Below are 13,458 nucleotides of genomic sequence, written 5' to 3' on the forward strand. Positions count from 1 at the left end.
CCCGGCGCGTCCCACGCACGAGGCACCACACCGCGCACCACAGCACACCGCCCTCGCCGTCCCGTCCTCGCCGTCCCGCCCTCGCCGTCCCGCCCGAGGCGGTCCTCAGTCCCGCACGGTGACCTCCACCCCGCGCCCGTCCAGCCGCACCCGCGCCCCGGACCCTCCGCTCCAGCGGACGTCCAACTCGCCCGGGCCGTGGGCCCGGACGGACACCGTCTCGCCCAGCGGCGCGGGATCCGGCTCGCCGGTCAGCCGGGCGAGGGCGACGAAGAGGGTGTCGCCTTCGTGGGTTCGGCCGGAGAGGGCGTCGGTCAGGCCGAGGACGGGCAGGAGTTCCGACCGGAGCCCGTCCCGCGCCGCCCAGCCCGTCACACGCACCGAAGTCCCGGGAGCCGCCCCCGACACCAGATGGGCCCGCACCTCCACCGCACCCCGGGCGACCACGAGGCTGGTGACCCGGATGCCGTCCCCCACGGTGTGCCGGGACGCCGCCCAGCCCGCCCCGACGCCGAGCGGCTCGATCTCCGTACGGCTCGGGTCGTCGCCGACGATCACGCTGTTGTCGTAGGACGCCGAGGACGCGGAGGGAGCGGAGGGAGCTGTGGCCGTCGAGTACGCGAGCCGCGTGTAGTACGGGTCGTAGCGGGCGTCCTCGCTGCCGTGGTTGTGGAGGCGGACGACGCCGTCCGAAGTGGTCGACTGGAGAAGCCAGTTGGGCGGGCCGACGGGGGTGACCGCGTCGGCGCGGTCCGTCGGACCGGGCTCCTCGGCCGTCGTCCACACCTCGTGGTCCGGCGGGAGGAGCAGGCCGACGAAGGCCTTGCTCGCCCAGTACGGGGACGCGGGGCCCGAATAGGCTTGCAGGAGCGCGTCGTCGGGGCCGTGCCAGCCGAGGCTGAGCAGACCTCGGTCGTCCACCGCGCCCCGGTCGAGGAAGTAGCGCAGCGCGCCGGAGGCCAGCCGTCGGGTCTCGCCCGGCGACAGCGGCGTACGGCCGGTGAGCGCGCCGAGCCACAGCGGTGCGGCGGTCGCGAAGCGGTAGGTGAGGGAGCGGCCCTGGAGCAGCGGGGCACCGTCGCCGCCGAACAGGCGGGCGTAGTCGGCGAGATGGGCCTCCAGGCGGCCGCCGTACAGGTCGAGCAGGCGGGTGTCGTCCGCCAGCCAGGCGTGCAGCACCGGGTAGAGGTGCATGGCCCAGCCGTTGTAGTAGTCGAACTTGCGGCCGTGGCCGTCGGTGTACCAGCCGTCGCCGAGGTACCACTGCTCGATGCGCTCCAGGCCACGGTCGATCGCGGCGCGCGACGCCTCGGGCTCGTGACCGATCTCCTGGAGGAAGCCGCCGACCGTCACCGGGAACAACTCCCAGTTGCACGGCCAGGGTTCGGCCGTCATCCCGTCGCCGAGCCACCGCGCGGCCCGCTGCCGCACGCCGTCGTCGAGGCGGTCCCACAGCAGCGGCCGGGTCAGGCGCAGCGCGAGGGCGATCGACGCGGCCTCGACGAGCGGCTGGCTGCGGTGCTCGACGCGGGGCCAGACGCCCGCGGTTCCGGCGGCGAGGCCGTCCGCGTACCGCTCCAGCACCTTCTCGTCGCGGCGGAACGCGGCGAGCAAGAGCGTGCGGGCGTAGCCCTCCAGGCCGTCGGAGAGCCTGCCGGACGCGCTCGTGTGCTCGCCGGGGAAGTGGTAGAGCGCGCCGTCGGCGGTGGCGTACGGCGCGACCGCGGCGAGCAGCGAGTCGGCGACCGCCTCCCAATGGGCACGGGTGTAGCCGGTGTACGGGCTGAGGGTGCGGTCCTCGAAGGGCTCGGAGGGCATCACAGGGGGCTCTCCGTGTCGTCGGGCACGGCCAGGGCGGTGCTCAGAATCACCGCCGCCGGCACGGCGATGTCGAGACGTCTCATTGCGGCTCCTCCGGCAGGGCGACAAGGGCCTGGCGCGTGACCGTACCGCTACGGGCAAGCGCTTTCTAGTCCTGGATCATTTTTGCGGCAGGCGGATCCTCGGCCCGCGTCCGTCGCCGTCCAGCGGGCGAGTTCCTCCGTGATGCGGTCCGCGCCGTGGCTCAGCTCGGGGGTGGGTCGCGCGGCCCGGCGCTGTACGGGGTGCCGCTGTGCCCACCCGTGCCGCCCCTGGCGGCACGCATGCCCACAGTTAGGTGGGGGGCGTCCGCATCGTGGGCGGAAGGTTCAGCTGGTGGACGGCAGCGGGCGTCGTTCGTCGTATCGACTAGCGTCATGTCATGAGCAGTGACACCTCCGGCACCCTTGCCGACGCCCTCTCCGCCGGCCCGGTCGTCCTCGACGGCGGTATGTCCAACCAGCTCGAATCGGCCGGGCACGACCTGAGCGACGCGCTGTGGTCGGCGCGGCTGCTCGCGGAACGGCCGGAGGCGATCGTCGAGGCGCATCTCGCCTACTTCGAGGCGGCCGCGGACGTGGCGATCACCTCCAGCTACCAGGCCACCTTCGAGGGCTTCGCCAAACGCGGCATCCCCTACGAGAAGGCCGCCGAGCTCCTCGGCCTCAGCGTCGAACTGGCCCGCGAGGCCGCCCGGCGCGCTGCCGCGAAGGGCGTCACCCGGCCGCTGTGGGTCGCCGCGTCGGTCGGCCCGTACGGGGCGATGCTCGCGGACGGCTCGGAGTACCGGGGCCGGTACGGGCTGAGCGTCGAGGAGCTGGAGCGCTTCCACCGCCCCCGCCTGGAGGTGCTGGCCGCCGCCGCGCCCGACGTGCTGGCCCTGGAGACCGTGCCGGACGCCGACGAGGCACGGGCGCTGGTGCGGGCGGTGCGCGGGCTCGGCGTACCGGCGTGGCTGTCGTACAGCGTCGCCGGGGACCGTACGCGGGCCGGGCAGCCCCTGGAGGAGGCCTTCGCGGCGGCCGCCGACGCGGACGAGATCATCGCCGTCGGCGTGAACTGCTGCGCCCCGGAGGACGTGGACGGCGCCGTCGAGACCGCCGCGCGCGTGACCGGCAAGCCGGTCGTGGTCTACCCCAACAGCGGCGAGGCCTGGGACGCACAGGCCCGCGCCTGGACCGGACGCTCCACCTTCACGGCCGAGCAGGTCACCGGGTGGCGGCGGGGCGGGGCCCGGCTGATCGGAGGGTGCTGCCGGGTGGGACCGGAGGCGATCAGTGTGATCGCCGGGACGCTCGGGGCTTGAGGGACTGAGCGCGCCGGGACACTCGGCGGGGCCGGCGTCGTCACGGACGACGGGCGCCCCCCGAGCGACGGAAGCGCAGTACGGCCGACAGCGGTGCCGTTCCCCGTGTGGGCGAACCGGAGCCCGGGGACGCGGCGGGTGTGGGTTCCGAAGAGTCGACGGGCTTGTCGGCGGGCTTGGTCGATTCCGCGTTCCACAGGGCGAGTTCACGGTCGCGCGGGCCGTGCACGGTATGCGGTGCACCGGCGCCGAAGACCCGGACCGGGTGCGAGGCGTCCCAGGCGGCCCACCCGGGGTCGCCGTCGGCCGCGAACCGCACCCAGGCCGCGTGCATGGCGTCGGCCAGCTCCTGTGGTGCCCCCGCCCCCGCGAGTTTCGCCGACTCCGGTACGCCGGCGGTGTCGAAGACGAAGCCCAGCTCCAGGGCGTGGCAGGCGCCGAGGCCCGGCACGTTCGAGGGCCACGCGAACTCGTAGACGTACGAGGGGAATCGCCTGCTCTGCGCGTCCGCGAGGCGGTGCAGCGGCACCCTCAGGAGGTGGTCGGTGACCATCTGGCCGACGAGGTCGGCGGTGCCCGCGTCGGGGTGGATCGCGCGGTAGCCGCGGGGCACTTCGTGGCCGCAGCGACAGCGGGCCATGGCGCCGGCCAGCGCGACGGGACCGAGCCGGTCGACGCGCTCGTGCAGTCCGCCGGGCACCAGCCACAGCCGGTACTCCTCGCTGGTCCAGCCGAGCAGCAGCCCGACCTCCGGGGCGGCGCCCTCGACGAGGGCCGCCAGCGGGTCGCGCGGGACGAGGTCGCCGTCGACGACGATGCCGAACGCGGGCCCGCCGAGCACCGGGCTGCTGAGTCTGCCCACCTCGGCCTGGGTGCGCAGGAGCAGTTCGCGGTCGACGGCGGCGAATGCCTCGGCCGTCGCCGGGACCTTCAGCCGGGTGGCCATCCTGCGCACCATCCGGCGCACCTTGTCGCGGTCGCTCGCCTCGGGCGGCCCGCTCTGCAGGACGGCCCGGTGGAACAGACCCGCGGCGCGCGGACTGGCCAGCAGCGCGCCGATGCTGATGGCTCCGGCCGACTCCCCGAAGACGGTCACGCGGTCGGGGTCGCCGCCGAACTCCGCGATGGACTCCCGTACCCACTCCAGCGCGGCGAGCTGATCGCGCAGCCCCGGGTTGGCGGGGGCGTCCGGGAAGAGGCCGTAACCCTCCACGCCCAGGCGGTAGTTGATCGAGACGAGGACGACGCCGTCGCGGGCGAAGGCGTGCCCGTCGTAGACGGGCACGGCCGAGGAACCCCGGGTCAGGGCCCCGCCATGGATCCACACCATGACGGGGAGCCGGGCGCCGGGCGCCGGTTCCGGTGTCCACACATTGAGGTTGAGGCAGTCGTCGCCGGGCACGACCGGGTCGGCGAGGAGTCGCGAGAACGCCTCGGAGTACGGCGGCTTGGGCGGCGTCGGCCCGAACGCGCCCGCGTCGCGCACCCCGTCCCAGGGCTCGGGCGGCACCGGGGGCCGAAAGCGTCGGGGGCCGAACGGCGGTGCCGCGTACGGGATGCCGCGGAAGACGGCGATCCCGTTCTCGTACCGGCCGCGCACCGCTCCGTAGGGGGTGGTGACCACCGGATCCTTCGTCGCCGACACCGAGTCCACCGCGTCCACCGCCATTCGACCACCAGCTCCTCGCCGACTCGCGAACCGTTCCTCCAGAGCATCACAAAACCACGCGATATTCCCGAGGACGTCCTTCCCCGGTCACGGACGGCCCTGTTCGGCCTACATCGACGTGCCGGAACCAGCCGCTCTCCGAGACGGCCGCGCCCGCGCCGCGGCTACGCCCCGGCCGCCCAGGTGATGCCGCCGAGCAGATGCGCACGGAAGTCCGGGTCCTCGTACGCCTGGGAGGCATGCCCGAGGGCGGTGTAGAAGACCCGGCCCGCGCCCTGCTCACGGCACCACACGAGCGGATGGTCCTCGCCCATGCCCCCACCCTGGTAAGAGGATTCGTCGGCGGAGACGAGCACACGCACCGAACCGCGGGGACTGGACCGGAAGTCGTACCACTCGTCCGTGAACTCCCATACGGGCGGCAGGTGTCGGGTTGCCGGATGACCGCGGTCCTCGACGACGGCACTGCCCGGCTGGTACTCCGGATGCCGGTCGAAGCGTGCCCCGAGCAACTCGCCGTAATAGGGCCAGTCGTACTCGGTGCAGGCGGCGGCGTGCACCCCGACGAACCCCCCGCCCCCCTCGACGTACGCCGCGAGCCGTTCCCGCCCCCGCGCCGTCAGCACCTCCCCGCTCGTGGAGAGGAACACCACCGCGGCGTACGCCTCCAAGCCCGCTTCGAGAGCCGCCGGATCCTCGGTGGCGTCGACCTCGAAGTCCCCGAGCGTGCGCACGGCGGCGACGGCGTCCGGGATGGAGTCGTGCCGGTAGCCGGTGGTGCGGGTGTGGACGAGCACGCGGAAGGACATGGCCCCGAGCCTAAGCCGCCCCCGGATCCGAGCCGCTCCCTCCTTCGCCCGCCGGAGCTGGGGATCTTCAGCCCGTCCGGCCTCTGAGGGCGAGACCGTTCAGGGCGAGAACCCTCCCCGGCCACCTCGTGTCCGATTCCTTCAAGACCGGCCGCCGGGCCACCGCCTACCGTCACCCCATGACTCCACGATTCGACGTAATCGGTCTCGTCGTCTCCGACATGGCCGCCTCGCTCGCCTTCTACCGTCGGCTCGGACTCGCGTTCCCCGAGGGTTCCGAGGATCAGCCGCATGTCGAGGCAGAGCTGCCCGGCGGACTGCGACTGGCGCTCGACACGGAGGAGACGATCCGGTCGTTCCACACCGGGTGGCGGCCCCCGGCCGGCGGCGGGCGGGTCGCGCTCGCCTTCGTCTGCGACCGTCCGGCCGAGGTCGACTCCGTGTACGAGGAACTCGTCGGCGCCGGTCATCACGGCGAGCTCAAGCCGTGGGACGCCTTCTGGGGCATGCGGTACGCGGTCGTGCACGACCCGGACGGCAACGGGGTCGACCTGTTCGCGCGGCTACCGCAGACGCAGTAGCTCTCGGGCGGGCATCCCCGCCAGCTCCTTCACGTCCCGCGCCAGGTGGGCCTGGTCGGCGAACCCGGCGCGGGCCGCCGTCTCCGCGAGGGACACCCCGTCCCGCGCGAGCGCCAGGGCCCGCTGCAACCGCAGCACCCGGGCCAGCGTCTTCGGCCCGTAGCCGAACGCGACGAGCGCGCGGCGGTGCAACTGGCGTGCGCTCAGGCCCAGTTCATCGGCGATCGCGGCGACCGGCCGGCCCGAGTCCAGAGCCGCGACCAGAGCCCGCAGCAGCGGATCCGGCGGCCGCGCGTCCCTCGCCCGCTCCAGAGCCACCTCTTCCAGGGCGTTCATGGGATCGGCGGCCCCGTCGACCCTCCCGGTCAGGAGCCGCACCCGGGAAGCGGGCCACAGGTCGGTCAACTCGACCCGCCTGTCGCGGAGTTCGTGCGCGGGAACGCCCAGCACCGCGGGGGCCGTACCGGGATAGAACCGGATGCCCGCCCAGCCACCGGGCACACCGCCTGGAACGTACGCCCGCGTGTCAGGACCGGCGACCAGCAGCCGCCCCTCGGTCCACAGCAGGTCCATGCAGCCATCGGGAAGCACGGGCCCCACGGCCGAGCCACTCCCCGGCAGGACACGGCTCCACACCACCGCGCCCGCCAGCCGGGACGCCCGCTCCACGTACACGTACGTCAGGCTACGCCGCCCGTGTCCGGTGCTCCTGCGGGCTGACGCCGTACACCCGCTTGAAGGCCGTGGACAGCGCGAAGGCACTGCCGTAGCCGACCTGGTGGGCGATCGCCTCGAGGGTCTCGTCCGTCTCGCGCAGCCGGTCGGCGGCGAGGGCGAGGCGCCAGCCGGTCAGATAGGTCATCGGGGGCTCGCCCACGAGTTCGCCGAAGCGGCGGGCGAGGGCGGCCCGGGAGACCCCGGCCTTGGCCGCCAGGGTCGCCACCGTCCAGGGGTGGGCCGGGTCGTCCTGCACCAGCCGCAGCACCCGGCCGACGACCGGGTCCGCGAGAGTCTGGTACCAGGCGGGCGCCGCGGCCTCGGGGCGGGAGAACCAGGCCCGCAGCGCCGCGATCATCAGCAGGTCGAGCAGCCGGTCGAGGACGACCTCCTGCCCGGGCTCGTCGCGCACCATCTCGTCCGCGAGGATCGGCGTCAGCGGGCACTCCCACACGTCCGAGGTGAGGGAGAGAAGCGGCGGCAGGGCGTCCAGCAGCCTCCCGCTGATCTCGCCCTGCATCATGTACGTCCCGATCAGCAGCACCGTGGAGCCGTCGAGCCGGTCGCCCCAGCTGCGTACGCCGAGGTCCCAGTGGCCCTTGAGGGAGCGCCCGTCGGGATAGGTGCACTCGCCGCCCGGAAGGATCACCGCCTGCGGAGCCGTCCCCGGGTCGTCGGCGCAGGTGTACGGGTCCGGGCCGCGTGCGATGGCCAGGTCGCCCGCCCGCAACCGCACCCCCTCGCCCCCGTCCGGTACGACCCAGGCGTCGCCGCGGACCACGAGCATGATCGTCAGGGGGGCGCGGTCCTCGACGCGAACGCACCACGGCGGGTCGAAACACGCACGGATCATGAAGGCGCCACGCGCGCGTGGACCCTCCAACAGGCCTGCGAGTGCGTCCATGGCGCCAGCGTAGACGCGTACGTATGGGAATGAGCCGTTCAGCGATGGTTCCGTCCGCCGGGCGGCAGTTGACTGACGGACATGGCAGAGAACACGCGGAACATGACGGTGTTGGTGACAGGGGCCACGGGGCGCACCGGCCGCCGGGTCGCGGAGGCCGCGCGGGCGGCGGGCCTGACGGTACGGGCCGGCTCACGCGCCCAGGGCTTCGACTGGGAGGACGCGTCGACGTGGGCCGGGGCGCTGCGCGGCGCCGACGCGGCGTATCTGGTGTACCCGACGGACGTCGGCTCCCCGGCCGCCACCGAGGCGGTCGGCGCGCTCGCGCGGGAGGCGGTCGGTCTCGGCGTACGGCGCCTGGTGCTGCTGTCCTCGCGAGGTGAGGAGCGGGCCCGGCCGACCGAGGAGGCGCTCAAGTCGTCGGGCGCGCGGTGGACGCTCGTACGGGCCGCGTGGTTCGCGCAGAACTTCAGCGAGGGTCCGCTGGTGGAGGGGCTGCGCCATGGGGAGCTGGTGTTCCCGGCCGGTGAGGTGCGTGAGCCGTTCATCGACGTACGGGACATCGCGGACGTCGTGGTGGCCGCGCTGACGTCGGGCGACCGGTACGTCGGCCAGGAGCTCGCGATCTCGGGGCCCCGGCTGATGACCTTCCGGGAAGCGGTCGCGGAGATCTCGGCGGCGACTGGCGGCGAGCTGACGTACGTCCCGGTGACGGCGCGGCAGTACGGCGACAACCTGGCCGGGTTCGGCGTGCCGCCCGAGGAGGTCGATTTCCTCGTCGAGCTCTTCGAGAGCCTCCTCGACGGCCGCAACTCCTACCTCTCGGACGGCGTCCGGCAGATCCTCGGCCGCGAGCCGCGCGACTTCACGGACTTCGCGCGGGAGGCCGCGGCGGCGGGGGTGTGGAAGGCCTGAGTCGCTCCGGCCCGCGGGGTCACTCGCCGGGGGGCGGGGCGTCCCCGTTCCGGTGGGGATGGTGGTGCGGGTTCTTCGCGTGGGTGCGCAGCCGGGAGGTGACGTCCTCCGGGGGCAGGAAGCGCGACCAGCGCTCCGGGAACTCGGAAGGCATGTCCGGGTCGTCGGGATCGGCGTCGTACGAGCGCGAGGCGGCGGCGCGGGCGACGTACTCGGCGGCCTGGGCCTCGCGAAGGCGTTCGTTGGCGGCGCGGGCCGCGGCGGTGGAGGCGGCCGGCCAGACCCGGTCGATGGCGGCGTTGACGGCGGCGCCGACCAGGACCGCGAAGGCGGACACGCCGATCCAGAGCAGGACGGCGACGGGCGCGGCGAGCGAGCCGTAGATCGTGGGGCCCTCGACCGTGTTGGTCAGGTAGATGCGGAGCAGGATGCTGCCGAAGACCCACATGGCGAGGGCCACCAGGGCGCCCGGCACGTCCTCGACCCAGGGGGAACGCACCGGCACGGACACGTGGTAGAGCGTCGTGAGGAAGGCGACCGACAGGACGATCACGACGGGCCAGTACAGGATCTGGACGACGGTCGTCGACCAGGGCACGAAGTTCACCACCGCGTCCGGGCCCGCCACCATCAGCGGCAGCGCGACCGAGCCGATCAGCAGCGCCACGATGAACAGCAGGAACGACATCACCCGGGTCTTCACGATCCCCCGGGTGCCGTCGAGCCCGTACATCACGGTGATGGTGTCGATGAAGACATTCACCGCGCGGGAGCCCGACCACAGGGCGAACAGGAAGCCGAGGGAGATGATGTCGGGGCGGCCGCCCTTCATCACGTCGTGCAGGATCGGCTGGGCGATCTGGTGCACGCCCTTCTCGGTGAGGACCGTGCGGGAGGCGTCGAGGATGTTGGCTTCCAGGCCGGCGATCGTGTCGGCGCCGGTCCAGTCGTCCACGTATCCGAGCAGCCCGATGAGGCTCAGCAGCAGCGGCGGCACGGACAGGAGCGTGAAGAAGGCGGCCTCGGCCGCCAGCCCCAGGATCCGGTACTCCATGCACGAGTTGACGGTGTCCTTGAGCAGCAGCCAGGCGGTCCTGCGCTTCGAAACGTTCCGGTACAGCGCGCGAGCGCGGTGGAAGCGGCCCGGGCGAGGCCGTTCAGGTGTTTCTTTTACCTGGTGCACATCCTTACCGTATCCGTATGGCAGCCAGCACCCACACCGTGACCAACCAGGCTCCACCCCTGGTCGGATATGACGTATTCGCCGCCGACCGGGCCCTCGCGGAGGCGGTCGACCGGCATCTCGATCCAGGGCTCCTCGACGAGGCACGCGAGGAGCTGTCGGGGCTCGGGCGCACGTCCGGTTCCGCGCAGGTGCAGGAGTGGGGGGTGCTGGCCAACGAGAACCCGCCCACGCTGCACACCCACGACCGCTACGGCAACCGGATCGACGAGGTCGAGTTCCATCCCTCCTGGCACCGGCTCCTCGGCAAGGGCGTCTCCGCGGGGCTCACCTCGGCGTGGTCGCGGCCCGGCGGGCATGTCCGGCGCGCGGCCGCCTTCGTGATCTGGACGCAGGCCGAGGCGGGCAACGGCTGCCCGCTGTCGATGACCCACGCGGCGGTGCCCGCGCTGCGCACCGACCCCGCGCTCGCCGCCGAGTGGGAGCCGCGCCTGACCTCCGCGATCTACGACCAGGGGCTGCGGCCCGCCGCGCAGAAGGCCGGCGTGCTCTTCGGTATGGGCATGACGGAGAAGCAGGGCGGCAGCGACGTACGCGCGAACACCACGGAGGCGCGACCGCTCGCCGAGGACGGGACGTACGAGCTGACCGGCCACAAGTGGTTCTGCTCGGCGCCCATGTCGGACGGTTTCCTGGTCCTCGCGCAGGCATCCCCCTCCACGGGAGGTGGCGGCCTGACCTGCTTCCTGGTGCCGCGCGTCCTGGAGGACGGCACGCGCAACGTCTTCCGCATCCAGCGGCTCAAGGACAAGCTCGGCAACCGGTCGAACGCCTCCAGCGAGGTCGAGTTCGACGGGACCTGGGCACGCCGGGTCGGGGACGAGGGGCGCGGCGTGCGCACCATCATCGAGATGGTCGCGGCGACCCGCCTCGACTGTGTGCTCGGCTCCGCCTCGCTGATGCGGCAGGCCGTCGCGCAGGCCGTCCACCACTCCACCTACCGTGAGGCGTTCGGCGGCAAGCTGATCGACAAGCCACTGATGCGGAACGTACTGGCGGATCTGGCACTGGAGTCGGAGGCGGCGACCACGCTCGCGCTGCGCCTCGCCGCCGCCTACGACGACGGCAGCGAGCAGGAGCGGGCCTTCCTGCGGCTCGCGGTGCCTGCCGCCAAGTACTGGGTGACCAAGCGGTGTACGCCGGTGGCGGTGGAGGCGCTGGAGTGCCTGGGCGGCAACGGGTACGTCGAGGAGTCGGGCATGCCCCGGCTGCTGCGCGAGTCGCCGCTGAACTCCATCTGGGAGGGCGCGGGCAACGTCCAGGCCCTGGACGTGCTGCGCGCGCTACAGCGGGAGCCGGGCGCCCTGGACGCCTATCTGCGGGAGGTGGGCCGGGCCCGCGGCGCCGACCACCGGCTCGACGGGGCCATCAAGAACCTGCTGGCCGAACTCGCCGACCTGGACGGCATCGAGGGCCGGGCCCGCCGGCTGGTGGAGCGCATCGCGCTGGTGCTCCAGGGGTCGCTGCTGGTCCGGTACGCGCCCCCGGAGGTCGCCGACGCGTTCTGCGCCTCACGGCTGGGCGGCGACTGGGGTTCCGCCTTCGGCACACTGCCGCACAGTCTGGATCTGGCCACGGTGGTGGAGCGGGCCCGGCCTGTGTCGTAGTGGACCCACTGAAGCCGCACCGCAGCTGATGCGGGGGTGGTGCTGCGCCGACACGGCACCACCCCCGCTCTCTGGCCCCGTTCAAGGAGCACGGACGCCGCACAGGCGACGTCATTGTCAGTTTCGAGGAACCTTGTGACCGTTGGCGAGAGTTGCAGACCGTTGCATTCGTTTGGGCACCTTGCGTGAACTCCCGGCGTCCCGGGCCGAGAGCAGGCACGATGTGGGGTGACGGCGCCGCCACAGCTCGTACGCGGTACTGGTTTCGGGAGTGCCCTGTGAAGACCTCATCGTTCAACCCCACCCGTTTCGCTCCGCTGGACGCGTCCGAAACGGTCCGGCAGCTCCAGGAAACCTGGGCCGCGGCGCTCAGAGGTGATCGCTCCCCGCTCCCTCCGCGGCCGGTGATCGGGCAGTCCTGGCAACGAGTGAAACGTTTCGGTGTCGATCCCGAACAAAGCACGGACAGTGCCCTGCTACAAACGGACGAACTCGAACATCGGCGGACATCCAGCGCGCTCGCCGAGGTGATGCCGATCCTCAGCGGCGGCCTGGGTTCGGTCGCCGACGCGTCCCTGCAGATCATGGTGGTCACGGACCCGGAGGGCCGGGTGCTGTGGCGCGAGGGCAACGCGGGCGTGCTGCGCCGGGCCGACACCATCTGTCTGGAGGAAGGCGCCGCCTGGAGCGAGGACAGCACGGGCACCAACGCGATCGGCACCGCGCTGAGCGCCGGAGCCCCCGTCCAGGTGCACTCCGCCGAGCACTTCGTGCGCACGCTGCACGACTGGACCTGCGCCGCCGCGCCCGTGCACGACCCGCGCGACGGACGGCTGCTCGGCATCATCGACGTGAGCGGACCGGACAACACCTTCCACCCGGCCACCCTCGCCCTGGTCGACTCGGTGTCCCGGCTGGCCGAAAGCGAACTGCGCACCCGGCATCTGACGGCCATCGAGCGACTGCGCGCGGTGGCCGCGCCCGTCCTGTGCCGGCTGGGCGGCAGGGCACTGGTGGTGGACACCAACGGCTGGCTCGCGGCCGTCACGGGGATGCCGCCCGTCGACCGGGTCCCGCTGCCGGACTCCCTCGGCGCGGGCCGAGTCTGGCTGCCCTCCCTGGGGACGTGCGTCGCCGAGCCGATGCCCGGCGGATGGCTGCTGCGCATCACGGACGCCGACACCTCGGAATGCGCCAGCCGCGTGGTGCTGGACCTGAGCGAGTCCCGGCGGCCCTGCGCCACCGTGCTGGGTGCGGCGGGCAGTTGGACACAGGATCTGACCCCGCGTCACGCCGAGCTGCTGTACGTACTCGCCGTCCACCGGCAGGGGCGCAGCGCCGCGCAGCTCGCCGTCGACCTCTTCGGCGACCCGACCCGCACGGTGACCGTCCGCGCCGAACTGTCCCGGCTGCGCCGCCGCCTCACCGGGCTCCTCGATCACCGCCCGTACCGCTACCGCGAGGAGGTGGAGATCGAGGTCCTGCTCCCGGACGACCCCTTGAACCTGCTTCCGCACTCGACGGCACCGGCGGTCCTGGGAGCGCGCGCGGGTGTCCCCAGCCCGTCCGGCGCCTGAGGACGAGGCGACGCTGGGGGCGGAGCCCCGGTCCGGCCCGAAACTGGGAGGTGGCCGGGGGCGGAGCCCCCGTCCGGCCCGGTACCGGGCGGTCGGGGAGAGCCCCCGAGATGCGGGACGGGGAGGGACGGCGGGGGGACGGCGGAGGCGAAGAGACTCCAACGGGTCTCCCGTCACATGCGTATTTCGTGAGTGTCTTCGGGGGTCTTCGACCAGCCCCGCCGGACTCTGCCGTAGCATCCCCTCACAGGCCACCCCACCCGTCTCTCC

General features: G+C 73.0%; 11 protein-coding genes. 5 read left to right on the forward strand and 6 right to left on the reverse strand.

What is annotated here, in order from left to right; translation table 11 throughout:
- Positions 1 to 105: 105 nt before the first annotated feature.
- On the reverse strand, positions 106 to 1,818 hold the full coding sequence (locus tag ACFVXA_RS09225; protein ID WP_390024470.1) for a DUF2264 domain-containing protein: 1,713 nt from the start codon (positions 1,816 to 1,818) through the stop codon (positions 106 to 108).
- Between the two features lie 424 nt (positions 1,819 to 2,242).
- On the opposite strand from ACFVXA_RS09225, the gene mmuM reads away from it, so the two are divergent.
- Entirely contained in the window at positions 2,243 to 3,166 is a 924-nt protein-coding gene (gene mmuM, locus ACFVXA_RS09230; protein ID WP_389463501.1) for a homocysteine S-methyltransferase, read from the forward strand.
- A gap of 40 nt (positions 3,167 to 3,206) precedes the next feature.
- Here the strand turns inward: mmuM and ACFVXA_RS09235 are convergent, their stop codons facing one another.
- Positions 3,207 to 4,835, reverse strand: coding sequence for a carboxylesterase/lipase family protein (locus ACFVXA_RS09235; protein ID WP_390024472.1), 1,629 nt, complete (start codon positions 4,833 to 4,835; stop codon positions 3,207 to 3,209).
- A 164-nt stretch (positions 4,836 to 4,999) separates the two neighbouring features.
- Positions 5,000 to 5,644 carry a ThuA domain-containing protein gene (locus ACFVXA_RS09240; RefSeq protein WP_384017770.1) on the reverse strand — a complete coding sequence of 215 codons (645 nt, stop codon included), beginning with the start codon at positions 5,642 to 5,644 and terminating at the stop codon, positions 5,000 to 5,002.
- A gap of 179 nt (positions 5,645 to 5,823) precedes the next feature.
- Here ACFVXA_RS09240 and ACFVXA_RS09245 point away from each other — a divergent pair, with 179 nt between their 5' ends.
- Positions 5,824 to 6,225 (forward strand): VOC family protein, encoded by a 402-nt coding sequence (locus ACFVXA_RS09245; protein WP_390024474.1) that lies wholly within the window; start codon positions 5,824 to 5,826, stop codon positions 6,223 to 6,225.
- Here the strand turns inward: ACFVXA_RS09245 and ACFVXA_RS09250 are convergent.
- Together ACFVXA_RS09250 and ACFVXA_RS09255 are read right to left on the reverse strand one after the other, a co-directional pair.
- Positions 6,208 to 6,900, reverse strand: coding sequence for a helix-turn-helix domain-containing protein (locus ACFVXA_RS09250; protein WP_389744733.1), 693 nt, complete (start codon positions 6,898 to 6,900; stop codon positions 6,208 to 6,210). The genes ACFVXA_RS09245 and ACFVXA_RS09250 overlap by 18 nt on opposite strands.
- Positions 6,901 to 6,910: 10 nt before the next feature.
- Entirely contained in the window at positions 6,911 to 7,846 is a 936-nt protein-coding gene (locus ACFVXA_RS09255) for an AraC family transcriptional regulator (protein WP_390024476.1), read from the reverse strand.
- Positions 7,847 to 7,927: 81 nt separating this feature from the next.
- Here ACFVXA_RS09255 and ACFVXA_RS09260 point away from each other — a divergent pair, with 81 nt between their 5' ends.
- Complete coding sequence (locus ACFVXA_RS09260) at positions 7,928 to 8,761, forward strand: NAD(P)H-binding protein (RefSeq protein ID WP_389463492.1); 834 nt, start codon at positions 7,928 to 7,930, stop codon at positions 8,759 to 8,761.
- Between the two features lie 19 nt (positions 8,762 to 8,780).
- Here the strand turns inward: ACFVXA_RS09260 and ACFVXA_RS09265 are convergent, their stop codons facing one another.
- On the reverse strand, positions 8,781 to 9,944 hold the full coding sequence (locus ACFVXA_RS09265) for a YihY/virulence factor BrkB family protein (protein WP_362017501.1): 1,164 nt from the start codon (positions 9,942 to 9,944) through the stop codon (positions 8,781 to 8,783).
- A 17-nt stretch (positions 9,945 to 9,961) separates the two neighbouring features.
- Here ACFVXA_RS09265 and ACFVXA_RS09270 point away from each other — a divergent pair, with 17 nt between their 5' ends.
- On the forward strand, positions 9,962 to 11,611 hold the full coding sequence (locus tag ACFVXA_RS09270) for an acyl-CoA dehydrogenase family protein (protein ID WP_362017499.1): 1,650 nt from the start codon (positions 9,962 to 9,964) through the stop codon (positions 11,609 to 11,611).
- 278 nt (positions 11,612 to 11,889) lie between these two features.
- A complete protein-coding gene (locus ACFVXA_RS09275) occupies positions 11,890 to 13,188 on the forward strand; it encodes a GAF domain-containing protein (protein WP_383741263.1) in 1,299 nt (432 codons plus the stop codon).
- The last annotated feature ends 270 nt before the right edge of the window (positions 13,189 to 13,458 follow it).

It is taken from the genome of Streptomyces sp. NPDC058246 (genome assembly GCF_042881985.1).
GTDB lineage: Bacteria > Actinomycetota > Actinomycetes > Streptomycetales > Streptomycetaceae > Streptomyces.

Excerpts from the sequence above, each read along its gene's own strand:
- ACFVXA_RS09225 (WP_390024470.1), bottom strand. The coding sequence starts at position 1,818 with ATGCCCTCCGAGCCCTTCGAGGACCGCACCCTCAGCCCGTACACCGGC.
- mmuM (WP_389463501.1), top strand. The coding sequence starts at position 2,243 with ATGAGCAGTGACACCTCCGGCACCCTTGCCGACGCCCTCTCCGCCGGC.
- ACFVXA_RS09235 (WP_390024472.1), bottom strand. The coding sequence starts at position 4,835 with ATGGCGGTGGACGCGGTGGACTCGGTGTCGGCGACGAAGGATCCGGTG.
- ACFVXA_RS09240 (WP_384017770.1), bottom strand. The coding sequence starts at position 5,644 with ATGTCCTTCCGCGTGCTCGTCCACACCCGCACCACCGGCTACCGGCAC.
- ACFVXA_RS09245 (WP_390024474.1), top strand. The coding sequence starts at position 5,824 with ATGACTCCACGATTCGACGTAATCGGTCTCGTCGTCTCCGACATGGCC.
- ACFVXA_RS09255 (WP_390024476.1), bottom strand. The coding sequence starts at position 7,846 with ATGGACGCACTCGCAGGCCTGTTGGAGGGTCCACGCGCGCGTGGCGCC.
- ACFVXA_RS09260 (WP_389463492.1), top strand. The coding sequence starts at position 7,928 with ATGGCAGAGAACACGCGGAACATGACGGTGTTGGTGACAGGGGCCACG.
- ACFVXA_RS09270 (WP_362017499.1), top strand. The coding sequence starts at position 9,962 with ATGGCAGCCAGCACCCACACCGTGACCAACCAGGCTCCACCCCTGGTC.